The sequence below is a fragment of the Nocardioides marmoraquaticus genome, from assembly GCF_054777915.1.
This window is the reverse complement of the sequence record NZ_BAAHAA010000010.1, coordinates 101431-125843: the sequence shown is the minus strand read 5'-3', so window position 1 is coordinate 125843 and position 24413 is coordinate 101431. Positions and strand designations below refer to the sequence as shown.

The following is a 24413-nucleotide window of genomic DNA, read 5'->3' as shown; positions in this document are numbered from 1 at the left end:
GTCGTACGCCGCCCGCCGTGCGCCCGGCCGGAGCGGCGTACGACGCCCGCAGCTGCGGCCGGTCGCGCCGGGGGTGGCGGTGTCGTTCGAGGAGGTCGTGCTCGACCGCGGGGCCCCGGTGGCGAGTGACCCGCTGCTGCTGCTCCGCGCCGCCGCGGAGGCCGCCGAGCGCGACCTGGTGCTGGCGCCCACCACCGCGTCGCGGCTGGTGCGCGACGGCGTCCGGCTGCCCGACCCGTGGCCCGCCGAGGCGCGCGACCTGCTGGTACGGCTGCTCGCCGCCGGACCCGGCCTGCGACCGGTCTGGGAGACGCTGGAGGAGACCGGAGCGCTCGAGCTGGTGCTGCCCGAGTGGGAGCGGGTGCGGCTGCTGCCGCACGCCTCCGAGGTGCACCGCTTCACCGTCGACCGCCACATGATCGAGACCTGTGTGAACGCGGCGGGGCTGATCCGCCGGGTCTCGCGGCCCGACGTGCTGGTGGTCGCCGCGCTGCTGCACGACATCGGCAAGGGCGGGCTGACCGAGCACTGCGTCGCGGGGGAGCCGGTCGCCCGGGCCGTCGCGCGCCGGATCGGCTTCGACGACCGCGAGGTCGACCTCGTCGGCGGCCTGGTGCGATGGCACCTGCTGCTGCCGGAGACCGCGACCACCCGCGACCCCGACGACCCGGCCACCGTCGCGGTCGTCACCGACAAGCTGCGCGACCGCGAGGAGCTCGAGCTGCTCGCCGCGCTGACCGAGGCCGACGCGCTGGCCACCTCGGAGAAGGCGTGGACGCGCTGGCGGGCCGGGCTGGTGCGCGACCTCGTGCGCCGGGCGGCGGCCGTGCTCGACGACGAGCCGCTGCCCGACGACGTCACCGAGGAGGTCCCGGTGCCCGAGGCGGTGCGCCGCGACCCGCGGGCCGTGGGCGTCACCGTCGAGGACCACGCCGACGGCGCCCGCGTCACGGTCGTCTCGGGCGACCGGATCGGACTGCTCGCCGACGCGGCCGCCATGATCGCCCTGCAGCGCGTCTCGGTGCGGGCGCTGCGCGCCTGGCCGCAGGACCACGACGGCACCACCCACGGCGTGTCGGTCTGGGAGGTCGCCGAGCGCGGTCTCGAGGAGGTGCTGCTGCGGCAGCGGCTCGAGGCCATCGTCGAGGGCCGCCTCGACGTCACCGGCCGCACCGGTCGCGGGGCGCCGCTACGCCTCGAGCCCACGGTCGGGGTGCGGCCCGAGGCCTCGCCGAGCGCCACCGTGCTCGAGGTGCGCAGCGACGACCGGCCCGGCCTGATCCACGTCGTGTGCGCGACCCTGGCCGCGATGGAGGTCTCCGTGCGCTCCGCCCACGTCTCGACGCTCGGGCCGCAGGCGGTCGACGTGTTCTACGTCCAGGAGGAGTTCGCCGGCGCGCTGTCGGAGGAGCGGGCGGCCCAGGCCGCGCACGCGGTGCGGGAGGCCCTGGTGGCGGCGTACGGCGGTGGATCGGGTGGCTGAGCGGCCCACACCCCGGGCTAGGCTCTGACCTCGGTCGCCCCGACGGCGCGACCCGCTCCGACGTACCCCAGCACGAGGGACACCCCAACTTGTTCGCCACGCTCTCCGACCGGCTCTCCGACACCTTCAAGAACCTCCGGGGCAAGGGTCGGCTCTCCGAGGCCGACATCGACGCCACCGCCCGGGAGATCCGGCTCGCGCTGCTCGAGGCCGACGTCGCGCTGCCCGTGGTCAAGGAGTTCATCGCCGCCGTCAAGGAGCGGGCCCGCGGCGCCGAGGTGAGCGGTGCGCTCAACCCGGCGCAGCAGGTCGTCAAGATCGTCAACGAGGAGCTCGTCGCGATCCTCGGCGGCGAGACGCGGCGACTGCGGTTCGCCAAGACGGCGCCGACGGTCATCATGCTCGCCGGCCTCCAGGGCGCCGGCAAGACGACGCTGGCGGCCAAGCTGGCGCTGTGGCTGAAGGGCCAGGGCAACAGCCCGATGCTGGTCGCCGCCGACCTCCAGCGGCCCAACGCGGTCAACCAGCTCCAGGTCAACGGCGAGCGGGCCGGCGTCACCGTCTTCGCCCCCGAGCCGGGCAACGGGGTCGGCGACCCGGTGTCGGTCGCCCGGCGCGCCATCGAGGAGGCCCGCCGCACCCTGCACGACGTGGTCGTCGTCGACACCGCGGGCCGGCTCGGCATCGACGCCGAGCTGATGCAGCAGGCCGCCGACATCCGTGACGCCGTGCAGCCCGACGAGGTGCTCTTCGTCGTCGACGCGATGATCGGCCAGGACGCCGTCGTCACGGCCCAGGCCTTCCTCGACGGCGTCGGATACGACGCGGTCGTGCTCACCAAGCTCGACGGCGACGCCCGCGGCGGTGCCGCGCTGTCGATCGCGAAGATGACCGGCAAGCCGGTCATGTTCGCCTCCAACGGCGAGAAGCTCAGCGACTTCGACCTGTTCCACCCCGACCGGATGGCCTCGCGCATCCTCGACATGGGTGACCTGCTCACCCTGATCGAGCAGGCCGAGCGCACCTTCGACGCCGAGCAGGCGGCCAAGGCCGCCGACAAGCTCGCCGGCGGCGACTTCACCCTCGACGACTTCCTCGAGCAGATGCAGCAGGTCCGCAAGATGGGCTCGCTGTCGAAGATGCTCGGGATGCTCCCCGGCATGGGGCAGTTCCGCGATCAGCTGGAGAACTTCGACGAGCGCGAGATCGATCGCGTGCAGGCGATCATCCAGTCGATGACGCCCGCCGAGCGGGCCAACCCCAAGATCATCGACGGCTCGCGCCGCGCCCGCATCGCGAAGGGCTCGGGGCGACAGGTCAGCGACGTCAACGCGCTCGTCGACCGCTTCTTCGAGGCCCGCAAGATGATGCAGCAGATGGCCCGCGGGGGCGGCATGCCGGGGATGCCCGGGATGCCGGGCGGCATGCCCGGGATGCCCGGCGGCGGACGCAAGGCCGGTGCCCGTCAGGCTTCGCAGAAGAAGAAGGGCAAGGGCGCCCGCAAGTCCGGCAACCCCGCCAAGCGCGCCCAGCAGGTCACCGAGCAGCCCGCCGCAGCCCCCGGCTCGGCCTTCGGGCTCGGCGGGTCGCAGAAGGACGACGACGTCGACCTCTCCCAGCTCGGTGACCTCTCCAAGTTCCTCAAGTAGCTCCGGCCCGTCCACAGCGCCGCGGATCACTGCCACCACCTGGCCGTGATCCGCGGCGGTAACGTCCGCGGCATGACGGTCCACAGGTACGCCGGCCCGGTCCTGCCCGACGGCGAGGTGCGCGAGCTGTTCGTGGTCGACGGTCACGTCACGTACGAGAAGCAGTCGGGCGCCGAGACGGTCGCGGAGGGCTGGATCGTGCCGGGGCTGGTCGACGCCCACTGCCACCTCGGCCTCGACGACGGCGGGGCGGTGTCGCAGGAGGAGACCGAGCAGCAGGCGGTCGCCGACCGTGACGGCGGGGCGCTGCTGATCCGCGACTGCGGGTCGGCGGCCGACACCAGCTGGATCCACGAGCGCGACGACCTGCCGCGGCTGGTCCGGGCGGGGCGCCACCTGGCCCGCACCAAGCGCTACATCCGCGGCTACGCCCACGAGGTCGAGCCCGAGGAGCTGGCGTCGTACGCCGCCCGGGAGGCGCAGCGGGGCGACGGCTGGGTCAAGCTCGTCGGTGACTGGATCAGCCGCGAGGACGGCGACCTGACGCCGTCGTTCCCGCCGGAGGCCTTCGCCGCGGCCATCGCCGCCGCCCATGAGCACGGCGCCAAGGTGACGGCGCACTGCTTCGGCACCGCGGTGCTGCCCGGCCTCATCGACGCCGGCATCGACTGCCTCGAGCACGGCACCGGCCTGACGCAGGACCTGATCGCCTCGATGGTGCAGCGCGGTGTCGCGCTGGTGCCGACGGTGATGCAGCTGGAGAAGTTCCCGCAGTACGCCGAGGCCGGGGCCGAGAAGTTCCCCGACTACGCCGCCACCATGACCGACCTGCACGCCCGCCGGCGCGACACGATCATGGCCGCCCACGAGGCCGGCGTCGCGCTGTACGCCGGCTCCGACGGCGGCGGGGTGGCGCGCCACGGCAACCTCTCCGGGGAGGTCGTCGCCCTGGCCGGGCTGGGGATGAGCCCCGAGGCGGCGCTCGGCGCCGCGAGCTGGCGTGCCCGCGAGTGGCTGGGGCTCGACGGCCACCTGCGCGAGGGCACCACCGCCGACTTCGTGGTCTACGACGCCGACCCGCTCGCCGACCTGACCGTGCTGCACCGGCCCACGCGGGTGGTGCTCCGAGGCGCGGTCGTCGCCTGAGCCTGCGCGGGATGGTCGCGACAGGCTCGACCGGCGAGGGCGGCTCGACGGGTGAGGGAGGGCGGGAACGGCTCGTGGGCCGGCTGCGGGCGGCGGGGTGCGTCTTCGCCGAGGAGGAGGCTGGGCTGCTGCTCGGGGTCGCCGACGGCGAGGAGCTGGAGGCGCTGGTGGCACGTCGCGAGGCGGGGGAGCCGCTCGAGCTGCTGCTGGGAGGCGTCGACTTCGCCGGGGTGCGGGTGCGGCTGCGGCCAGGGGTCTTCGTGCCGCGGCGCCGTACCGGCGCCCTGGTCGACCTCGCGCTCGAGGCGCTGCCCGACGGCGGCCTGCTGGTCGACCTGTGCTGCGGCAGCGGGGCGGTCGGCGCGGCGGTGGCGGCGCGGCGCCCCGACGTCGAGGTGCACGGCGCCGATGTCGACCCCGACGCCGTCGGGTGCGCGCGGCTGAACCTGGCGGTGGTGCACGAGGGCGACCTGTACGACGCCCTCCCGCGGGGCCTGCTGGGGCGGGTCGACGCGCTCGCCGTCAACGCGCCGTACGTGCCGACTGCCGAGCTCGCGATGATGCCGCGCGAGGCCCGTGACCACGAGCACCGGGTCGCCCTCGACGGCGGGTCCGACGGGCTCGCCCTCCACCGCAGGGTCGCCGCGACGGCTCCGGACTGGCTGTCGCCGGCCGGGGTGCTCCTCGTCGAGACCAGCGGGGCGCTGGTCGACGGCACGTCGGCTGCGTGCGCAGCGGCGGGGCTCGCCGCGACGGTGGTCGAGCGGCCCGACCTCGGGGCGACGGTCGTGCGCGGGGTCAGGCCGACCGCGGTGGACGGCTGAACCACAGCACCGTGGTCACCACGAGCACGACGAGCCCGGCGAGGCCGAGCACCATCGGGCCGAGGATCGTCAGCAGGAGTCCCGCGACGAAGCCGCCCCCGAGGGGGGCGCCGATGCGTACCGGGATCCCCTCGGCGCTGCCCTGGCAGTCGACGCTCACCTCCGGGGTCGTGCTCGTGAAGGTGCCGACCCCGAGCCAGGTGCGGCCGTCGGCCGTGACCGTGGTGCTGAGCGCCGACGACCGCAGCGGCAGGTCACGTCCCTCGGCGTCGGTGAGCCGGCAGGCCGGGGGTGGCAGGGACTCGGGCACGTAGAGCATCCGCTCCGCACCGACCTCGACGCCGACCTCGACCGCGCCCGAGGTGGCGTCGACGACGGCGTCGGTCTGCGTGGCGCCGCCGATCGTCGTCGCGAGCCCGACGCCGAACGTGACGACCGCCGCGAGGAGCAGCAGCGCCCCGACCACGAACCAGCGCCGTCGAGGCCGCGGCTTCGCCGGGCGGGCGGCGTACGCCGACGGGTGGCCGGGCGGGGGCGGCTGGTGGGGAGGCGGGTACGGCGGCTGGTACGGCGGCTGGGCCATGCGGCATGGTGGCACCGATTTAGCCGACCCGGCACGCCCGTGGCAGAATCGCTCGCTGAGTCGTGCGCTGCCGGTCCCTCTCAACCGGGCGGTGCACGCCATCGGACCACGCGGCCCCCGTCCCCACACGGGCGCGGCGTCCCACCACCACGCAGACATCCAAGGAGACACCACACTCGTGGCCGTCAAGATTCGCCTCAAGCGCATGGGCAAGATCCGCCAGCCGTACTACCGGGTCGTCGTCGTCGACTCCCGCAAGAAGCGGGACGGCCGCGTGATCGAGGAGATCGGCAAGTACCACCCCAAGGAGGAGCCCTCCTTCATCGACGTGGTCTCCGACCGCGCGCAGTACTGGCTCGGTGTCGGCGCGCAGCCGACCGAGGCCGTCGAGGCCATCCTCAAGGTCACCGGCGACTGGCAGAAGTACAAGGGCCTGCCGGGTGCCGAGGGCACCCTGCGCACCCGCGAGGCCAAGCGCGACAAGACCGAGATCTTCAACGAGGCGCTCAAGGACGCCGCCAACGCCCCCAAGGCCGAGGCCGTGACCAAGAAGAAGGCCTCCGCGAAGGCCGAGGCGCCCGCCGCCGAGGAGACCCCCGCCGAGACCCCGGCCGAGACCCCGGCCGAGGCGCCCGCCGCCGAGGCCAGCGAGTCGACCGAGTCGACCGAGAAGGCCTGACCCGGTGCTGGCCGACGCCCTCGAGCACCTCGTGCGCGGCATCGTCGAGCACCCCGACGACGTCGTGGTGAGCGACAAGCAGCTGCGACGCGGCTCGGTGCTCGAGGTTCGGGTGCACCCCTCCGACCTCGGCAAGGTGATCGGGCGCGGTGGCCGGACGGCGACCGCCTTCCGCACGGTGATCGGCTCGCTGGCCGGCCCGGGCGGTGCCCGCGTCGACTTCGTCGACGTCGACCGGAGGCGATGAGCCCCGCAGGACCGGGCGACCCCGGCCCCGCCGTGGAGCGGGTCGTGGTCGGTCGTGCCGGTCGCGCCCACGGCATCCGTGGTGACGTGGCCGTCCAGCCCCGCACCGACGAGCCCCGACGGCGATTCGCCGTCGGGGCCGTCGTACGTGCGGGCGAGCGCACGCTGACCGTGGCCGCCAGCCGCACCCACCAGGGCCGGCTGCTGGTCACCTTCGAGGAGGTGGGCGACCGGACGGCGGCCGAGGCCCTCAACGGCGTGCTGCTCGAGGCCGACGTCGACGCCACCGAGCGGCCCGACGACCCCGAGGAGTTCTACGACCACCAGCTGCTCGGGCTCCTCGTGGTCACCACCGACGGCGACGAGGTCGGTCGCGTGGCGCGGGTCGACCACCCCGCGGCGCAGGACCTCCTCGTCATCGACACCCCGGCCGGCGAGGTGCTGTTCCCCTTCGTCCAGGCCCTCGTGCCCGAGGTCGACCTCGTGGCGGGTCGAGTCGTGGTCGACGACCGACCAGGCCTGCTGGCACCGCCCGACGAGCAGGCCTGAGCCGTGCGCGTCGACGTCGTCTCGATCTTCCCCGACTACCTCGCCCCGCTGGGCCTGTCGCTGCTCGGCAAGGCGCAGCGCACCGGCGTGCTCGAGGTCGGGGTGCACGACCTGCGCGGCTGGACCCACGACCGTCACCGCACCGTCGACGACACCCCGGCCGGTGGTGGCGCGGGCATGGTCATGAAGCCCGAGCCGTGGGGCGAGGCGCTCGACGAGCTGGCCCCGGACGGCGTGACCCTGCTGGTCCCGACCCCGGCCGGCGAGCCGCTCACCCAGGCGCTGGCCGCCGAGCTCGCCAACCGCCAGCACCTGGTGGTGGCCTGCGGCCGCTACGAGGGCATCGACCAGCGGGTCGCCGACGACGCCGCGCGCCGGCTCGAGGTGCGCGAGGTCTCGATCGGCGACTACGTCCTCAACGGCGGCGAGGTCGCCGCCCTGGTCGTCCTCGAGGCCGTGTGCCGGCTGCTGCCCGGCTTCATGGGCAACGCCGCCTCGCTGGCCGAGGAGTCGCACAACGCCGGCCTGCTCGAGGCCCCCGTCTACACCAAGCCGGCGGCGTGGCGCGGGCTGGAGGTGCCGGCGGTCCTGCTCTCCGGCGACCACGCCGCGATCGCCGCGTGGCGCCACCGCGAGGCGCAGCGTCGTACGGCGCGGGTGCGGCCCGACCTGCTGCACCCCGCCGCCGTGGTCGAGGTGGGCGAGGTCGGGGCCGACCTCCGGGCTGATCTCCGGGGCGCCCGCCGGGCCGACGCGGGCGAGCTGCTCACGCTGCAGCTGGCCTGCTGGGTGACCGAGCAGCAGGCCAACCCCGAGGTGCTCATCCCGCCGCTGCACGAGTCGCTCGACGACGTGGTGGCGTGGCTGGGGGACTGGTCGACGCTGGTGCTGCGCGCGGAGGGACGGCTGGTCGGCGCGGTGCGCGGCCGGCTGGAGCCCGACGGGCACACCTGGGAGGTCGGCCGGCTGATGGTCGCTCCCGACCTGCGCGGGCGCGGGCTGGGACGGCTGCTGCTCGGCGCCGCGGAGCAGGCGGCGCCGCCCGAGGCGACCGGCTTCCGGCTCGTCACCGGCGCCCGCTCGGAGTCCAACCTGCGGCGCTACCGCCGGGCCGGCTACCGCCTGCGTCGCGACCTGCCGGCGCCCGACGGGGCAGTGACGCTGACCAAGCGGCGCTGAGACCGCTCGACCGGCCGCTCGATTGGCCGGGGGATCGGGCGCCGTGGCAGAATCACCCCTTGGCCCGCGCGGCCCGGTCTCCTGCCACAGGGGGAACGACCGGACCGGCCCTCATCGGCACCGCCGCGGCCCGTCCTGACCTTCACCGCGATGCCGCGGCTGACCTGTGGCAGCCCCGAGGAGAGACCATGACCAACGTCATCGACACGCTCAGCTCCGACCAGCTGCGCGACGACAACCCCGCCTTCCGCGCCGGCGACACCGTCAAGGTGCACGTCAAGGTCGTCGAGGGCAACCGCTCGCGCGTCCAGGTCTTCCAGGGCGTGGTCATCAAGGTGCAGGGCTCCGGCCTCGGCCGCACCTTCACCGTCCGCAAGGTCTCCTTCGGCGTCGGCGTCGAGCGCACCTTCCCGCTGCACTCGCCCATCTTCGAGAAGATCGAGGTCGTCACCCGCGGTGACGTGCGTCGCGCGAAGCTCTACTACCTGCGCAACCTGCGGGGCAAGGCGGCCAAGATCAAGGAGCGCCGCGAGGCCTGAGCGGGCCCGCCTCCAGGACTCGGGGTCCCGCGCATGTCCGTGCGACGTAGGCTCGCGGCGTGACCGACGTCGACGAGACAGCCACCCGTGGTCGACCCGGTCGCCGCGGGCGAGCGGACAAGAAGCCGATGCCGCTCTGGCTCGAGTCGATCGTCCTCCTGGGCATCGCCCTGGCCCTGGCCGTCGTGATCAAGGCGCTGTTCCTCCAGGCGTTCTACATCCCGTCGCCCTCGATGGAGCCGCAGTTCGTCGAGAACGACCGGATCCTGGTGCAGAAGGTGTCCTACTGGGGCGGCGGGTCGCCCCAGCGGGGCGAACTCGTGGTCTTCCAGGACCCCGGTGGGTGGCTGGGTGCCGCCGACACCGGCGGCGCGACCAACGCCTTCACCCAGCTGCTCGAGCAGGTCGGTCTCTACCCGACGGGCGGGCACCTGGTGAAGCGGGTGATGGCCGTCGGCGGTGACCGGATCGTGTGCTGCGACGGCGACGGCCGCATCACGGTCAACGGCGACCCGCTCGACGAGCGCGCCTACCTGCCGGAGGGCGTGGCGCCCTCCGACGAGCCCTTCGACAAGACCGTGCCCGACGGCTACCTGTGGGTGATGGGCGACAACCGCCCGTTCTCCGCCGACTCCCGCGCCCACACGGGCGGCCCGGGGGGCGGCTTCGTCGACGACGACCTCGTCGTCGGCAAGGTCTTCGCCCTCGTGTGGCCGTGGGACCGCGCCGAGATCATCCACCGTCCGGGGGTGTTCGACGGCGTGCCCGCCCCCTCAGCGGGTGCGGGGGAGGGTCGCGGGTGACCACGCTCCCGCGGGGTGCGACCGTGCGTCGCGACGCGGGCCTGCACGGCTACGAGCGTGCCCTGCGTCGTGTCGGCCTCGCGCCCGTCGCGGGCGTCGACGAGGCGGGCCGCGGAGCCTGTGCCGGGCCCCTGGTCGCCGCCGCCGTGGTGCTGCCCGACGGTCGCGCCGGCCAGGTGCCCGAGCTCGCGGACTCCAAGCTGCTCACGCCCGCCGCGCGCGAGCGCTGCTACGCGCAGGTGGTCCGCCGGGCACTGGCCTGGTCGGTCGTCGTGGTGCCGCCCGGCGAGTGCGACCGGCTCGGCATGCACGTCGCCAACATCGAGGCGCTGCGCCGGGCCCTCGCCCGCCTCGCGACGAGGCCGGCGTACGTGCTGACCGACGGCTTCCCCGTCGACGGCCTCGGCGTGCCGGGCCTCGCGGTGTGGAAGGGCGACCGGGTGGCCGCGTGCATCGCCGCCGCCTCGGTCGTCGCGAAGGTGACCCGCGACCGGCTCATGCGCGAGCTGCACGACGACTTCCCGGCCTACGACTTCCGCACCCACAAGGGCTACATCACCGACGAGCACGCGGCGGCCCTGGCGCAGCACGGGCCGTGCCCCGAGCACCGGATGCGCTTCGTCAACGTGCGACGGGCCGCCGGGATGGTCGACCCCGAGCCGCTGGCCCTCGACCCTCTGCTCGACCTGCTCGCGGCCCCCGACCGCGGGGCTGCGACGATGCGGGCGTCCGTCCCCCAGCTGCACGAGGTGAGCAGATGAGCGCCGAGGACCTCGAACGCTACGAGACCGAGATGGAGCTCGACCTCTACCGCGAGTACCGCGACGTGGTCGGCATCTTCAAGTACGTCGTCGAGACCGACCGCCGCTTCTACCTGTGCAACCAGGTCGACGTGAAGGCGCGCAGCGAGACCGGCGAGGTGTTCTTCGAGGTCACCATGACCGACGCCTGGGTGTGGGACATGTACCGCCCCGCGCGGCGGCTGGCCAAGAACGTCAAGGTGCTCACCTTCAAGGACGTCAACGTCGAGGAGCTCGCCCAGGCCGACATGGAGCCCCCCAAGTCCTGAGCATCTGAGGACGATTTTGTCGAAACGCCCCATTTCGGACTGATTGCCTCCTACCGTCGTCGGTGACCTGGAAGGACGGTGGTCACCGGTGCGTCCCCCGCTGCGCCGAGGATCGCGTCGCCGCGACGAGAGCGGTGCCGTGGCGGTCGAGGCTGCCCTGGTGGTGATGCTCCTCGCGGGGATCCTGCTCGCCCTGGTCGAGACGGCGTTCGCGGTCCGCGACTACGCCAGCGTCTCGTCGCTGAGCCGGACCGGGGTGAGGATCGCCTCCACCGGCGCGGGTGACGGCGACGCGCTGAGCACCTCCTGCGGCATCGGCGACGCCGACCTGCCCCCGTGCGCCCCCAGCACGACCCCGCAGCTCGCCCAGATGGCCGCGGACGCCGTGCAGCACGCCGGGTCGGCCATGGCTCCCGACCAGATCAACTACCTCCTCGTGTACAAGGCCAACGCCAGCGGCATGCCGGGGACCCAGGCGGCCGGCTCCGCGATGCCGACCAGCTGCCGGGGGATCGCCAACTGCGTCATGTTCGTCTGGGACGCCGCCGCCAACGGCTTCCGGTGGCGCTCGGGCTACTGGGACTCCGCGAGGATCAGCGCGTGCTTCCCGGGGACGGCGACGTCCCCCCTCGACAGCGTCGGCGTCTACCTCAACGCCGACAGCCGGCCGGTGACCGGGTTCTTCGGCGACGGCATCACGATGGGCAGTCGTGCGGTGATGCGCTTCGAGCCACTGCCCTACGAGACCTGCGGCCAACGGCTCCGGACGACGCCGTGACCGCGCCGACGCCGCTGCGGCGGCTCCTCGTGCTGCGTCCTCGTCGCCGACGGGGTGAGGAGGGCTTCGCCCTCGCTGTCGGCGCCGCCTTCGTCAGCGCGGTGCTGGTGGCGCTGCTCGCCATCGCCGTCGACACCGGCTTCTGGTACGTCACCCGCGAGGACGCGCAGCGCGCCGCCGACGCGGCCGCCCTGGCAGGGGTGCCGTACCTCCCGCAGGACCTCGACGCGGCTCGCGCCCGGGCCCTCGAGGTGGCGGCGCAGAACGGGTTCTGCGGGACCCAGCTGCCGGCCTCGGCCTGTCCGCAGGGTGCCCAGGCCGCGGAGGTGTCGGTGTCGACGACCGACCGGTCCACCGAGCTCAAGGTCAGCATCGTCGCCACCCGCGCGAACCAGTTCGGGCAGGTCATCGGCGTCGACCGCACGCGGATCGGGCAGACGGCCGTCGCGGACTACCAGGGTCCCGCGCCCATGGGCAGCCCGTGCAACACCTTCGGCAACGAGCCCGGTGCCGGTGCCGGATCGAGCAGTCCGCAACCCCGTTCGGGATCGACGGTGGCGGCCTCCTCCGCCCGGGCGTCGGGGTTGTCGAACTGCGACACCAGTGCCCCGCAGTTCTGGGCGGGCATCCAGGGCGTCGACACCAACAAGCAGAACGGTGACCGCTACATGAACCGTTACTGCGACGCCGTCACCCTGGTCGACGTCTGCGCCGCGACGAGCCGCAACGCGGAGTACGACCCGTCCACGGGGCGCGGCGGCAAGCACGGTCACTTCTGGGTGGTCAGGGTCGCGCCCGAGTACATCCCGTCGACCGGGAGCGCGAAGCCGATCAGCCTGCAGCTCTACGACCCCGCGTTCGTCAACAGCGGTGACTACACGTGCTCGGGGCTGGCGCCGGCCTCGTCCTTCGACAACAACATGAACGACTACGTCACGACCGACGGGAAGAACCGGTACTCGAGCAGCAGCACCTCGCTGTCCGCGACCCAGGCGCCGTACTGCAACGGTGATGCTCGTGCCGGGGGACGCGCGTCCTCCAGCTCCATGGGCTTCACGACCTCCTTCGCGCTCCGGACCCCGACCGAGACGAAGAACCCCCTCAAGGGGTCGGTGATGAGCGGGGCCGGCTGCGTGAAGCAGTACCGCCCGTTCGACCTCGCGGGGTACTCCGACGCCAACCAGAAGCGCATCCTGAAGAAGGGCGACAGCGCCTACAACGACCAGGTCGCCCAGGGATTCCACAACTGGACCCAGATGTGCCAGTTCACGCCCACCGTGGCGGGGGACTACTACCTGCAGGTGCGCACGAACGTGGCCTTCGTGACGTCCAAGCAGAAGGCGAACACGAGCGGCTGGTCGTCACTGGTGTCCGACGGAGACGCCACGGTGTGGTCGGCGCAGCCGAACTCCGAGACGGGCGACGGCAACAACACCTTCGGCATCCGCGCGGTCCCGGTGGGAGGCAGCAACACGGACCGGCAGCGGCTGTCGGTCGCCGGGTACGAACGGATGCCGATCTTCGTCAACTCGAGCAACCAGGCCACGACCCCGACCTCGTTCAACCTGATCAGGGTGCCCTCGGGCTCGGCGGGTCGCTACATCACCTTCTTCTTCTTCGACGCGGCCGACACCGACGGCGACGAGGGCACCGTGCAGATCCGCCTGCCGAACGACACCGAGATCCCGGCCGAGGTGAGGAGCGACCCGTGGCCGAAGGACGGGTGCCGCTCCAGCGGGGGCAACGCAGGGGCGGGCCTGAGCTCGAAGAGCTGCTTGTTCACCGTCACGAACCAGAAGAACAACGGCCGTGTGCAACGCATCGACATCCCGATCCACTCCAAGTACCGGTGCAACGACGCCTCGAGCTCCGGCTGCTGGTTCAAGGTCGAGGTCAAGCTCAAGGGTCAGGTCCGTGACTTCACGACCTGGAACGCGACGATCGAGGGCGACCCGGTCCGGCTGATCGACTGACCGCCGGGGACCGCTCTGCGACGCACCCTCGGCGTCCACAGGCGGCACCCCGCGGCGTGTCGTCCACAGGATCTCTCGCGCCCGCCCCACGACGCGGCCGTGCGGGCTGGGATGGCGCCATGTCCGCTGCCCGCAACAAGAGCCTCGGCCGCTACGGCGAGCGCGTCGCCGCCCGGCACCTGTCCGAGACCGGCCTCACCGTGGTCGACCGCAACTGGCGCTGCGACCTCGGTGAGGTCGACCTCGTCCTCATCGAGCGACGTGCCGACGGCGACGTCGTCGTGGTCTGCGAGGTCAAGACCCGCAGCCGCGCCGTCGGGGGGCACCCCGTCGAGGCCGTCGGCGACGTCAAGGCCGAGCGGCTGCGCCACCTCGGCACCCGCTGGCTGGCAGCCCACGACCTCGCGCAGCGCGAGCTGCGCGTCGACGTGGTCGGCGTGCTGCTGTCGGGGCCCGGGCGGCCCACGGTCACCCACCTGCGGGGCGTGGCCTGATGTCGGTCGGCACCACCCGCACCGTCGCGCTGCAGGGCACCGTCGGCCACCTCGTCGACGTGCAGGCCGACCTGTCCGACGGCGTGGTCGCGACCGTGCTCGTCGGACGGGGCGACGTGTCGATCAACGAGGCCCGCGACCGCTGCAAGGCAGCGGTCGGCAACACCGTGTTCGAGTCCGAGCGGCGCCGCTGGCCCAACACCAAGCGCGTCACGATCTCGTTGTCGCCCGCCGACCTGCCCAAGCGCGGCTCGCACTTCGATCTGGCCATCGCCTGCGCCGTGCTGGCGGCCGCCGACGGCAGCATCCCGACCGCGGCCCTGCGCGAGGTCGTGATGATCGGCGAGCTCACCCTCGACGGCCGGGTGCGCTGCGTGCCGGGGGTGCTGCCGATGGTGATGGCCGCCCACGCCCGCGGCGTGCGCCGCGTGCTGGTGCCGGAGCCACAGGTCGACGAGGCGCGCATGGTCGAGGACCTCGAGGTGCTCGGCGTCCGCTCGCTCGGGCAGGTCGTCGCGCTGATGGCGGGCGAGCCCGTGCCCGAGGCACCGCCGGTCGAGCCCGTGACCGGCGCGCCGTTGCTGTCGTGGCGCGGCGACGACCGCATGGAGGAGCACGACCTCCGCGACGTGCTCGGCATCCCCGACACCCGCTTCGCCGTCGAGGTGGCCGCCGCGGGCGGCCACCACGTGATGCTCACCGGCCCCAAGGGCTCGGGCAAGACCACCATCGCCGAGCGGATCCCCGGGCTGCTGCCCGACCTCGATCCGCAGGAGTCGCTCGAGCTGACCGCCGTGCACTCGCTGAGCGGCGTGCTCGCCGCCGGGTCCAAGCGGATCGTGCGGCCGCCGTACCGCTCGCCGCACCACTCGGCGTCGCGCAGCGGACTGCTCGGCGGCGGCACCGGTCGGGTCCGCCCCGGCGAGGTCAGCCGGGCCCACCTGGGGGTGCTCTTCCTCGACGAGTTCCCGCTGTTCCCGACCGACGTCATCGAGGCGCTGCGCGAGCCGCTCGAGACCGGCGAGATCTCGATCGCGCGGGGCGAGGAGGACGCCGTCTTCCCGGCCCGCTCGATGCTGGTGTTCGCCTGCAACCCGTGCCGCTGCGGCGAGTACCACCCCCACGCCCCGACGGGCCGCTGCACCTGCTCGGAGCAGGTGCGTCGCGACTACCGCGCGAAGATCTCCGGCCCGATCGCCGACCGCATCGACATCACCCGCTTCGTCGAGCCGCTGCCGAGCGGGTCCGACGCCCCCGTGCCGTTCGAGCCGGTCGAGGACACCGCGACGGTGCGCGCCCGGGTCACCGAGGCACGGCTGCGGCAGGCGCGCCGGCACGAGGGCCTGTCGTGGCGCCTCAACGCACACGCCCCCGGGCCGTGGCTGCGGGACGAGCAGCCGATGACGCCGTCGGCCACGGCCCGGCTCGAGGACGTCGTGCTGCGCGGTCGGCTCACCCGTCGCGGCGCGGTGCGGGTGCACCGGGTCGCCTGGACCCTGGCCGACCTCGCCGGGCGGGTCCGGCCCGGCGACGACGACCTCGAGGTGGCGCTGCGCCTGCGCCGCGGCCAGCCGCTCCTGTCGGCCTCCTATCGTCGCCCCGGCACCCGGGTGCCGGCATGAGCGCCCCGTCGGAGCGGGAGCGTCTTGCCCGGGTGCGGGTCTCGGTGGGTGGCGAGGCCGGCCTGCCGCGGCTGACCGACAACGTCGCCCGGTTCGGCGCCGAGGCGCTGCTGCGGATGCTGACCGAGCAGCCCGGGCAGCAGGCCGCCGACTCCTACGTCGCGCGGATGACGGCGGTCGACCCGGCCGTCGTGCTGGAGCGGGCGGCGGCGGCCGGGATGCGCTTCGTGGTGCCTGGCGACGACGAGTGGCCGGGTGTGCTCGACGACCTCGCCCGCTGCCCGCCGCAGCAGGACCGCGGCGGCGTGCCGGTCGGCCTGTGGTGCCGAGGCCCGCTGCGGCTCGACGAAGCCGTCGAGCGGGCCGTGGCCGTCGTCGGCTCCCGCTCGTCCTCGTCGTACGGCGACGCGGTCACGGCCGAGGTCGTCGGCACGCTCGCCCGCGAGGGCTGGACGACCATCTCCGGCGCCGCCTTCGGGATCGACTACGCCGCCCATCGGGGTGCGGTCGCCGCCCGGGGCACGACCGTCGCGGTGCTCGCCTGTGGCGCCGACCGGGCCTACCCGCGGGCCCACACCGCCATGATCGAGCACCTCGCGGCCACCGCCCTCGTGGTGTCGGAGGTGGCGCCCGGCCTGCCCCCGACGCGGCCACGGTTCCTGGTGCGCAACCGCCTCATCGCGGCGCTGGCACGCGGCACCGTGGTCGTCGAGGCGGCGGCGCGCAGCGGCGCGCTCAACACCGCGAGCTGGACCAGCGGGCTGGGGCGGGTGCTCATGGGGGTGCCCGGCCCCGTCACCAGCGCCCAGTCCCAGGGGGTGCACCAGATGCTGCGCACCCGCGACGCGGTGCTCGTGACCCGCGGCGAGGAGGTGCTCGAGGTGGTCGGCCCCATGGGTGCGCACCTGCCGGAGGAGCTCCGCGAGCCCGAGCGCCCCCGCGACCGGCTGCCGCCCGATCAGGCGGTGGTGCTCGAGGCGGTGCCGCTGGTGCGGTGGGCGCCGACCGCCAGCATCGCCGCCACGGCCGGGGTCAGCCGCGCCGCTGCCGATCGCGCCCTCGCCGCCCTGCACCGCCTCGGCTTCGTCGAGCACGCCAGCGGCGAGTGGCGCCAGGGCGACGAGGTGGGCACGTCCCACTAGTGTCCCGGCCCGCCTCCCGGTCGGCCGGGCCCGCGCGTCCTACCGTGACGAGGTGGTGGAGCGGGCAGACGTCGAGGGCGAGGTGTTGCCCGAGGCGTTCGCGCAGGTGCTGGGGGCGTACGAGCGCCACCTCGTCGCCGAGCGCGACCTCACGCCCCACACGGTGCGCGCCTACCTCGGTGACCTGACCGGCATGCTCGAGCACGCCGCCCGGATGGGGGCGACGCGGCTCGACGACCTCGAGCTGCGCACGCTGCGCAGCTGGCTGGCCAACCAGCAGACCCGGGGCCGGGCCCGCACCACGCTGGCACGTCGGGCGACGGCCGTCCGGGTCTTCACCGCCTGGGCGCACCGCACCGGCCGGATCGCCGCCGACCCGGGCGCCTCGCTCGGGTCGCCCAAGCGCACGCGTCCCCTGCCGGCCGCGCTCAGCGCCGGCGAGGCCCGGGCGCTGCTCGAGGCCGCTGCCGCACGCGCCGACGACGGCAGCGCGGTCGGGCTGCGCGACGTCGCGGTGCTCGAGCTGCTCTACGCCACCGGCATCCGGGTCGGCGAGCTGTGCGGCCTCGACGTCGACGACCTCGACCACGAGCGTCGGGTCGTGCGGGTGCTCGGCAAGGGGCGCAAGGAGCGCACCGTGCCGTACGGCGTCCCCGCCGCGCGGGCGCTCGACCGCTGGCTCCGGGTGAGACCGGAGCTGCTCGTCCCAGGTGCGGGGGGAGCGCTCTTCCTGGGCGCCCGTGGACGTCGCGTCGACGCCCGCGTGGTGCGCGCGATGGTGCACGACCGCGTCGCCGAGGTGCCGCACGCGCCCGACCTCGGGCCTCACGGCCTCCGGCACACCGCCGCGACCCACCTGCTCGAGGGCGGGGCCGACCTGCGGACGGTGCAGGAGCTGCTCGGGCACGCCTCGCTCGCCACGACGCAGGTCTACACGCACGTCAGCAGCGAGCGGCTGCGAGCGGCGTACCGCCAGGGCCACCCCCGCGCCTGAGGGTCAGGCGACGCCGGGGGGCAACGGGGCGACCCGCGTGGGCAGCACGCCGGTGCGCGCCGACGGTGCCGTCGCCGAGCCGTCGAGCGGCAGCAGCCGCACCGGACCGCCGCCGACGAGCAGCAGCGGGTCGAGGTAGTCGGGCCCCTGCTTGAGACCCCAGTGCAGGCAGGCCCCGGGGAAGCAGTGGCTCCCCGCGCGCACCAGGCGTCCGAGCACGCCGCCGCGAGCGACCCGGTCGCCGACCGCCACCGAGGCGACCACCGGCTGGTAGGTGGTGCGCAGTGGCCCGTGCTGCACGCTGACCACGGGGACACCGGCGATGGTGCCGACGTACGCCACCCGGCCGGGCAGGGCGCTCCGCACCGGGACTCCCGGTCGCCCCGCCAGGTCGACGCCGCGGTGCCCGCGCCCCCAGCGCTCGTCGGGTGGGTCGAAACCGGTCACGACGCGTGGCCGCGGCTGGAGGGGCCACGCTCCCTCGCCGACCGGCACCGGTCCGGGGTCGGGAGCCGCGCTGCCCGCCGGCAGCGGGAGCACGAGCGCGAGGACGGCGGCGACGACGAGGGCGGGGAGCAGGGCGCGAGGCACCCCGCCACCCTGCGTCCGCGCGGGGTACGGCGGCGTACGCCCGGGGGCCGGCTGTGGACGACGCCCGGTCAGCGGGGCCTGTGGACGCCCGTGGTGCGTCCCCGCCGGCGACGAGCCGCAAGACCCGGCGAGGTGGGCGCCTGCCTCGGGTGCGGGGGTCTCGAGGCCCTCGCCGGGGGCGCGGGCACCTCGACCAGCCCAGGCCGGGGGGTCGGGTACCTCGACCAGCCCAGGTGCCGGGCCGGGGACGACGGCGCGGATTGGTGGGGGCAGCGCGCCCGGCCTACACTGGCTCCAGCAGCCCACCTCGGGCTGACTTCGCGCGCCCGTGACCGCGCACGAGGAGTCCCGCTCCTCGTGGCCACGTGGGCGAGCACCCGACGGTCCCCGTCGCGGCACCACGCCGCAGCGGGGCGGGTCGCTCGCACGGACGCCAGGGCAGGACACCCCCCCACCACGGCGTGGGGGCACCTGCGGCAACTGAAGACAACGACCTCCGACGCGTGCGCGCGCCGGGAGTCTCGACACGGGAAGAAGCAGATGGCAGTCGTCACCATGCGCCAGCTCCTCGAGAGCGGCGTCCACTTCGGGCACCAGACCCGCCGGTGGAACCCCAAGATGAAGCGCTTCATCATGACCGAGCGCAACGGCATCTACATCATCGACCTGCAGCAGTCGCTGTCCTACATCGACGCGTCGTACGCGTTCATCAAGGACACCGTCTCCAAGGGCGGCACGATCATGTTCGTCGGCACCAAGAAGCAGGCCCAGGAGGCGATCGCCGAGCAGGCGACCCGCGTGGGCATGCCCTTCGTCAACCAGCGCTGGCTGGGCGGCATGCTGACGAACTTCCAGACCGTGCACCAGCGGATCAACCGCCTCAAGGAGCTCGACGACGTCGACTTCGACGACGTGGCGGGCTCCGGTCGCACCAAGAAGGAGCTCCTGCAGATGAAGCGGGAGCGCGACAAGCTCGACAAGACCCTCGGCGGCATCCGCGACATGAGCCGCACCCCGAGCGCGGTCTGGATCGTCGACACCAAGAAGGAGCACCTGGCGGTCGAGGAGGCCCGCAAGCTGCGGATCCCGATCATCGGCATCCTCGACACCAACTGCGACCCCGACGAGGTCGACTTCCCGATCCCGGGCAACGACGACGCCATCCGCGCCGTCTCGCTGCTGACCCGCGTCATCGCCGACGCCGTGGCCGACGGGCTCATCTCCCGCTCCGGCGCCCGCGGTGGCGACGACGCGTCGGCCGAGCCGCTGGCCGACTGGGAGCGCGACCTGCTCCAGGGCGAGGCCGACCAGGCCGCCGTGGCCGCCACCGGTGGCGACGCCGCCACCGAGGAGACCCCGGCCGCCGAGGCGACCGGCGCCTCCAGCGAGGCCACCGAGGCGCCCGCCGCCGAGGCCACCGAGGCTGCGCCGTCCGCCGACGCCGCCGCCGGCAGCACCGAGGAGCCCGCCGCCGAGGCTGCTCCCGAGGCCGCCGCGGCTGCCCCCGAGGCTGCCGAGACCGAGTCCACCGACGAGAACAAGGAGGCGTGAGCGTGGCGATCACCGCCGCCGACGTCAAGAAGCTCCGCGACCTCACCGGCGCGGGCATGATGGACAGCAAGAAGGCGCTCACCGAGACCGACGGTGACTTCGACAAGGCCGTCGAGGTGCTGCGGGTCAAGGGTGCCGCCAAGGCCGCCAAGCGCGGCGCCGAGCGCGAGGCCACCTCCGGGCTGGTCGCCAACGCCGGCGGCGCCCTGGTCGAGCTCAAGAGCGAGACCGACTTCGTCGCCAAGAACGACGACTTCATCGCCGCGGCCCAGAAGATCGCCGCGGCGGCCGACGCCGCCCAGGCGGCCGACGTCGACGCCCTCAAGGCGGTCGAGCTCGACGGCAAGACCGTCGGCCAGGTCGTCGAGGACCTCGCGGTCACCATCGGCGAGAAGATCGAGCTGGGCGACGTCGCCTACTTCGACGGCCAGTCGGTCACCTACCTGCACAAGCGCGCCGCCGACCTGCCGCCCGCCGTGGGCGTGCTGGTCGAGTACGACGGCGGCGACGCCGACGCCGCTCGTGGCGTGGCCATGCAGATCGCCGCGATGAAGCCGCAGTACCTCACCCGCGAGGAGGTGCCGGCCGACCTCGTCGAGAAGGAGCGCGAGATCGGCGCCGCCACCGCGCGCGAGGAGGGCAAGCCGGAGCAGGTCATCGAGCGGATCGCCGAGGGGCGTCTGCAGGGCTTCTTCAAGGAGGTCGTGCTGCTCGAGCAGCCGTCGGTCTCCGAGAGCAAGAAGACCGTCAAGGCGGTGCTCGCCGACGCCGGCGTCACCGTCAAGCGCTTCGCGCGCTTCGAGGTCGGCGCCTGAGCGCCTGGTCCCGCAGCACCCACGAGGGGCGTCGTCCGCGAGGACGGCGCCCCTCGTCGTGTCATGCCCCGCTGAGCAGCAGGTCGAGGGCACGACGTTGGCGCCGCTGCTCGTCGGCGTCGCCGTGGCCGGGGGCGACGGTCACGAGGGCCTTCCACAGCGCCCAGCCCCGCGCCCGCGCCCAGGTGGCGTCGTCGAGCCCGACCCGCTCGCGGAAGGCGTCCCGAGGCCCGTCGTGCAGGTGGGTCCACGCGATCACGAGGTCGCACGCGGGGTCGCCGGTGCCGAAGGTGCCGAAGTCGATGAGTGCGCGGAGCCGGCCGTCACGCACCAGCAGGTTGCCGACGGCCACGTCGCCGTGGAACCACACCGGATCCCGGTCCCAGTGGCTCGACAGCGCCTCCTCCCACACCTGCAGGCCGCCGGCCGCCAACCGCTCGTCGGCGGCCCGCACCTCCGCGTCGTACGCCGACAGCGAGCCGCCGCGGTGGAAGGTGTCGACCCCCGCCGGCGGACCGCCTGCGGCGTCGACGCCGCGCAGGGCGACCAGGGTGTCGGCGAGGTCGCGCGCGAGCAGCTGCTGGGGAACCGACGCCCGGTCGAGGGCCTCGCCGGGGATCCAGCGGCGTACCGACCAGGGGCGGGGGAACAGCGCCGACGGCTCGCCGAGCGCCACCGGCTCGGGCACCGCCACCGGCAGGTGAGGGGCGAGCACGGGGAGCCAGGTGTGCTCCTTCGCGACCGAGGGGGCGTAGCCGTCGGCGGTGGGCAGGCGCACCACCAGCTCGTCGCCGAGCCGGTAGGTGCGGTTGTCGTGCCCGTCGCGGGGGACAGGTGCCACCGGCAGGTCGGCCCACCGCGGGTGCTGCTCGGCGACGAGGCGGCGTACCAGGGCGGCGTCGATGCCGGCACGGCCGTCGGCGGGGCCGGGCGAGGTGGTCACCCGCCCGACCCTCGGGCGTGACGGGCCGGGCCGCAACCGGGTTTCTGCGCGAGGCGGCGGGCGGGTAGGTTCGGCCGGGGTCGCCGGGCGGCCCGGATCGACCGACAGGCGACGGGACGGGGCATCGGATGACGGCGTACAAGCGGGTTCTGCTCAAGCTCTCGGGCGAGGTGTTCGGCGGCGGCTCGGTCGGCGTCGACATCGACGTCGTGCGCGGCATCGCGCAGGAGGTCGCCGAGCTGCAGCGCGCCGGCACGCAGGTCGCCATCGTCACCGGCGGTGGCAACTTCTTCCGCGGCGCCGAGCTGCAGCAGGCCGGCATGGACCGCGCTCGCGCCGACTACATGGGCATGCTCGGCATCGTCATGAACTGCCTGGCGCTGCAGGACTTCCTCGAGAAGGAGGGCGTCGAGACCCGCGTGCAGACCGCCATCACGATGGGCCAGGTCGCGGAGCCCTACATCCCGCGCCGCGCCATCCGCCACCTCGAGAAGGGCCGCGTCGTCATCTTCGGCGCCGGCGCCGGCCTGCCCTACTTCTCCACCGACACGGTCGCCGCCCAGCGGGCGCTGGAGACCAAGTGCGAGGTGGTGCTGATGGGCAAGAACGGCGTCGACGGGGTCTACGACGCCGACCCGCGCACCCACCCCGACGCCACCAAGTACGAGGAGCTGTCGTTCTCCGAGGCGCTGCAACGGGGCCTCAAGGTCGCCGACGCGACCGCCTTCGCGCTGTGCATGGAGAACGGCCTGCCGATGATCGTCTTCGGCATGACTCCGGCGGGGAACATCCTGCGTGTCGTCGAGGGTGAGAAGATCGGCACGTTGGTCAGCGCCGGCGCCTAGCACCCCCACGGGTCCGCCGACCCGCCCCGACCCCCACGCACGTCCCCGACAGGGGGAGTCCGCAGCACGCAGGAGGAGACCCACCCGTGACGATCAGCCAGACGCTCAACGACGCCGAGCAGAAGATGGGAAAGGCGGTCGACGCCACCCGTGAGGAGTTCGCGGCGATCCGGGCCGGTCGCGCGCACCCGTCGATGTTCAGCAAGCTGACCGCCGACTACTACGGCACCCAGACCCCGCTGATGCAGCTCGCCGGCTTCAGCTCGCCCGAGGCGCGCGTGATCCTGGTGCAGCCGTACGACGTGGGCGCGCTCGGCGCCATCGAGCGCTCCATCCGCGACTCCGACCTCGGCGTCAACCCCTCCAACGACGGCCGCCAGATCCGCTGCGTCTTCCCCGACCTGACCGAGGAGCGCCGCAAGGAGTTCATCAAGGTCGCCCGCGCCAAGGCCGAGGACGGCCGCGTCTCGGTGCGCAGCGTGCGGCGTACCGCCAAGCAGGCGCTGGAGAAGCTGGAGAAGGACGGCGAGGTCGGCAAGGACGACGTCACCGGCGCCGAGAAGCGTCTCGACGCGACCACCAAGAAGCACACCGACCAGATCGACGAGATGCTCAAGGCCAAGGAGGCCGAGCTGCTCGAGGTCTGAGGACCCCGAGCCGCGCCGACGCCCATGGCCGACACCACACCCCCGGGGCCCTCGGGACGCCCGCCGTCCGACCCCGTGCACGACCCCGTGCACGGCGTGGCTGCCGCGCCCGGCGCTGCGCCCGCTGCGGCGCCCGCCCCCAAGGCCAGCCGGGCCGGTCGCAACCTGCCCGCGGCCATCGGCTCCGGCGTCGGGCTCGGCGTCGCGATCGTCGCCTCGCTGGTGTTCTACAAGCCGCTGTTCATGCTCATCGTGGTCGCCGCGGTGCTGGTCGCGGTCTGGGAGCTGCACCGCGGGCTGCAGTCGCGCGGCATCGACATCCCGCAGGAGCCGCTGATGGTCGGCGGCTCGGTGATGGTCGTGCTCGCCTACTACGAGGGCACGGGGCCGCTGGTGACGGCCACCGCCGTCACCGCCCTGGTGACCATGCTGTGGCTGCTGCGCCGGGGGGTCGACGACTACGTCAAGAACGCCACCGCGTCGGTCTTCACGCTGATCTACGTGCCGTTCCTCGGCTCCTTCGTGGCGCTGTTGCTCGCCGAGGACGGCAGCGACGGCGTCAAGGCGATCGTCACCTTCATCGTCGTCACCATCGCCTCCGACATCGGCGGCTACATCGCGGGCGTGCTGTTCGGCAAGCACCCGATGGCGCCGGTGATCTCGCCGAAGAAGTCGTGGGAGGGCTTCGCCGGCTCCGCGGTCGCGTGCGTCGTGACCGGCGTGCTGCTCATGGTCTTCCTGCTCGACGACGCCGCCTGGTGGCTCGGCATCCCGCTCGGCCTCATCGCCGTCGTCATGGCGACGCTGGGTGACCTGTGCGAGTCGGTCATGAAGCGCGACCTCGGCATCAAGGACATGAGTCAGGTCATCCCCGGCCATGGCGGCCTGATGGACCGGCTCGACTCCCTCCTCGCCACCGTCGCCCCGATCTGGCTGCTGCTGCACTACGCCGTGTTCTAGCGACGACCTCCGGGTGCCGCCCCCTTCGTGGCTCGCTGCGCTCGCACCTCAGGGAGCGGGGTAGGTGAGCCCGCACCTCAGGGGAGCGGGGCGCTCGCGGCGGTTCCGGTGCCGCTCCCTGAGGAGCCCGCGAGGGACGAGCGGGCGTCACGAAGGGCGCGGGGTGTCGCCCCCTTCGTGGCTCGCTGCGCTCGCACCTCAGGGAGCGGGGCAGGTGAGCCCGCACCTCAGGGGAGCGGGGCGCTCGCGGCGGTTCCGGTGCCGCTCCCTGAGGAGCCCGCGAGGGACGAGCGGGCGTCACGAAGGGCG

The 24413-nt window shown here is 73.8% G+C and carries 26 protein-coding genes; 23 read left to right on the top strand and 3 right to left on the bottom strand.

Annotated elements, in window-relative coordinates; translation table 11 throughout:
- From ACYU8I_RS10015 to ACYU8I_RS10000, 4 genes are all read left to right on the top strand, one after another.
- Nucleotides 1–1483 (top strand): HD domain-containing protein (locus tag ACYU8I_RS10015; protein ID WP_460840146.1); only part of this gene is annotated, 1483 nt, incomplete at its 5' end.
- 89 nt (nt 1484–1572) lie between these two features.
- Nucleotides 1573–3132 (top strand): signal recognition particle protein, encoded by a 1560-nt coding sequence (gene ffh / locus ACYU8I_RS10010; RefSeq protein ID WP_460840144.1) that lies wholly within the window; start codon nt 1573–1575, stop codon nt 3130–3132.
- Nucleotides 3133–3204: 72 nt separating this feature from the next.
- On the top strand, nt 3205–4278 hold the full coding sequence (locus tag ACYU8I_RS10005) for an amidohydrolase family protein (RefSeq protein ID WP_460840141.1): 1074 nt from the start codon (nt 3205–3207) through the stop codon (nt 4276–4278).
- Between the two features lie 11 nt (nt 4279–4289).
- Entirely contained in the window at nt 4290–5102 is an 813-nt protein-coding gene (locus tag ACYU8I_RS10000; RefSeq protein WP_460840138.1) for a putative protein N(5)-glutamine methyltransferase, read from the top strand.
- Here the strand turns inward: ACYU8I_RS10000 and ACYU8I_RS09995 are convergent.
- Complete coding sequence (locus ACYU8I_RS09995) at nt 5077–5685, bottom strand: hypothetical protein (RefSeq protein WP_460840136.1); 609 nt, start codon at nt 5683–5685, stop codon at nt 5077–5079. The genes ACYU8I_RS10000 and ACYU8I_RS09995 overlap by 26 nt on opposite strands.
- Nucleotides 5686–5863: 178 nt before the next feature.
- Here ACYU8I_RS09995 and rpsP point away from each other — a divergent pair, with 178 nt between their 5' ends.
- The 14 genes from rpsP (at nt 5864) to ACYU8I_RS09925 (ending at nt 17752) form a co-directional block, all read left to right on the top strand.
- Nucleotides 5864–6364, top strand: coding sequence for a 30S ribosomal protein S16 (gene rpsP, locus ACYU8I_RS09990; protein ID WP_460840134.1), 501 nt, complete (start codon nt 5864–5866; stop codon nt 6362–6364).
- 4 nt (nt 6365–6368) lie between these two features.
- A complete protein-coding gene (locus ACYU8I_RS09985) occupies nt 6369–6611 on the top strand; it encodes an RNA-binding protein (protein ID WP_460840132.1) in 243 nt (80 codons plus the stop codon).
- Nucleotides 6608–7159, top strand: coding sequence for a ribosome maturation factor RimM (gene rimM, locus ACYU8I_RS09980; protein ID WP_460840130.1), 552 nt, complete (start codon nt 6608–6610; stop codon nt 7157–7159). The genes ACYU8I_RS09985 and rimM overlap by 4 nt, the downstream gene beginning before the upstream one ends.
- Nucleotides 7160–7162: 3 nt before the next feature.
- The gene (trmD, locus tag ACYU8I_RS09975) at nt 7163–8338 is read left to right on the top strand and encodes a tRNA (guanosine(37)-N1)-methyltransferase TrmD (protein WP_460840128.1); all 1176 of its coding nucleotides are present in this window, start codon (nt 7163–7165) and stop codon (nt 8336–8338) included.
- Nucleotides 8339–8526: 188 nt separating this feature from the next.
- Nucleotides 8527–8877 carry a 50S ribosomal protein L19 gene (rplS, locus tag ACYU8I_RS09970; RefSeq protein WP_460840126.1) on the top strand — a complete coding sequence of 117 codons (351 nt, stop codon included), beginning with the start codon at nt 8527–8529 and terminating at the stop codon, nt 8875–8877.
- Between the two features lie 59 nt (nt 8878–8936).
- A complete protein-coding gene (gene lepB / locus ACYU8I_RS09965) occupies nt 8937–9680 on the top strand; it encodes a signal peptidase I (protein ID WP_460840124.1) in 744 nt (247 codons plus the stop codon).
- Entirely contained in the window at nt 9677–10441 is a 765-nt protein-coding gene (locus tag ACYU8I_RS09960; protein ID WP_460840122.1) for a ribonuclease HII, read from the top strand. The genes lepB and ACYU8I_RS09960 overlap by 4 nt, the downstream gene beginning before the upstream one ends.
- Nucleotides 10438–10749: a DUF2469 domain-containing protein gene (locus tag ACYU8I_RS09955; protein ID WP_460840120.1), complete on the top strand. Its 312-nt coding sequence runs from the start codon at nt 10438–10440 to the stop codon at nt 10747–10749. Before ACYU8I_RS09960 ends, ACYU8I_RS09955 begins: the two co-directional genes overlap by 4 nt.
- Nucleotides 10750–10888: 139 nt before the next feature.
- Nucleotides 10889–11527: a TadE/TadG family type IV pilus assembly protein gene (locus ACYU8I_RS09950; protein WP_460840117.1), complete on the top strand. Its 639-nt coding sequence runs from the start codon at nt 10889–10891 to the stop codon at nt 11525–11527.
- On the top strand, nt 11524–13500 hold the full coding sequence (locus ACYU8I_RS09945) for a pilus assembly protein TadG-related protein (protein WP_460840115.1): 1977 nt from the start codon (nt 11524–11526) through the stop codon (nt 13498–13500). Before ACYU8I_RS09950 ends, ACYU8I_RS09945 begins: the two co-directional genes overlap by 4 nt.
- A 119-nt stretch (nt 13501–13619) precedes the next feature.
- On the top strand, nt 13620–13994 hold the full coding sequence (locus ACYU8I_RS09940; protein WP_460840113.1) for a YraN family protein: 375 nt from the start codon (nt 13620–13622) through the stop codon (nt 13992–13994).
- On the top strand, nt 13994–15616 hold the full coding sequence (locus ACYU8I_RS09935; RefSeq protein WP_460840111.1) for a YifB family Mg chelatase-like AAA ATPase: 1623 nt from the start codon (nt 13994–13996) through the stop codon (nt 15614–15616). The genes ACYU8I_RS09940 and ACYU8I_RS09935 overlap by 1 nt, the downstream gene beginning before the upstream one ends.
- Nucleotides 15613–16758 (top strand): DNA-processing protein DprA, encoded by a 1146-nt coding sequence (gene dprA / locus ACYU8I_RS09930; protein ID WP_460840109.1) that lies wholly within the window; start codon nt 15613–15615, stop codon nt 16756–16758. The genes ACYU8I_RS09935 and dprA overlap by 4 nt, the downstream gene beginning before the upstream one ends.
- Nucleotides 16759–16810: 52 nt before the next feature.
- A complete protein-coding gene (locus ACYU8I_RS09925) occupies nt 16811–17752 on the top strand; it encodes a tyrosine recombinase XerC (RefSeq protein WP_460840107.1) in 942 nt (313 codons plus the stop codon).
- Between the two features lie 3 nt (nt 17753–17755).
- Here the strand turns inward: ACYU8I_RS09925 and ACYU8I_RS09920 are convergent, their stop codons facing one another.
- Entirely contained in the window at nt 17756–18343 is a 588-nt protein-coding gene (locus tag ACYU8I_RS09920; protein ID WP_460840105.1) for a murein hydrolase activator EnvC family protein, read from the bottom strand.
- 540 nt (nt 18344–18883) lie between these two features.
- On the opposite strand from ACYU8I_RS09920, the gene rpsB reads away from it, so the two are divergent.
- Entirely contained in the window at nt 18884–19894 is a 1011-nt protein-coding gene (rpsB, locus tag ACYU8I_RS09915) for a 30S ribosomal protein S2 (RefSeq protein WP_460840102.1), read from the top strand.
- Between the two features lie 2 nt (nt 19895–19896).
- Nucleotides 19897–20709, top strand: a complete 813-nt coding sequence (tsf, locus tag ACYU8I_RS09910; protein WP_460840161.1) for a translation elongation factor Ts — start codon at nt 19897–19899, stop codon at nt 20707–20709.
- A gap of 61 nt (nt 20710–20770) precedes the next feature.
- Here tsf and ACYU8I_RS09905 read toward each other — a convergent pair whose 3' ends face one another.
- The gene (locus tag ACYU8I_RS09905; RefSeq protein WP_460840100.1) at nt 20771–21652 is read right to left on the bottom strand and encodes an aminoglycoside phosphotransferase family protein; all 882 of its coding nucleotides are present in this window, start codon (nt 21650–21652) and stop codon (nt 20771–20773) included.
- A 128-nt stretch (nt 21653–21780) separates the two neighbouring features.
- Here ACYU8I_RS09905 and pyrH point away from each other — a divergent pair, with 128 nt between their 5' ends.
- From pyrH to ACYU8I_RS09890, 3 genes are all read left to right on the top strand, one after another.
- Nucleotides 21781–22497 carry a UMP kinase gene (gene pyrH, locus ACYU8I_RS09900; protein WP_460840098.1) on the top strand — a complete coding sequence of 239 codons (717 nt, stop codon included), beginning with the start codon at nt 21781–21783 and terminating at the stop codon, nt 22495–22497.
- 92 nt (nt 22498–22589) lie between these two features.
- Entirely contained in the window at nt 22590–23144 is a 555-nt protein-coding gene (frr, locus tag ACYU8I_RS09895) for a ribosome recycling factor (RefSeq protein ID WP_460840159.1), read from the top strand.
- A gap of 75 nt (nt 23145–23219) precedes the next feature.
- Nucleotides 23220–24104: a phosphatidate cytidylyltransferase gene (locus tag ACYU8I_RS09890; protein ID WP_460840095.1), complete on the top strand. Its 885-nt coding sequence runs from the start codon at nt 23220–23222 to the stop codon at nt 24102–24104.
- Nucleotides 24105–24413: the final 309 nt, after the last annotated feature.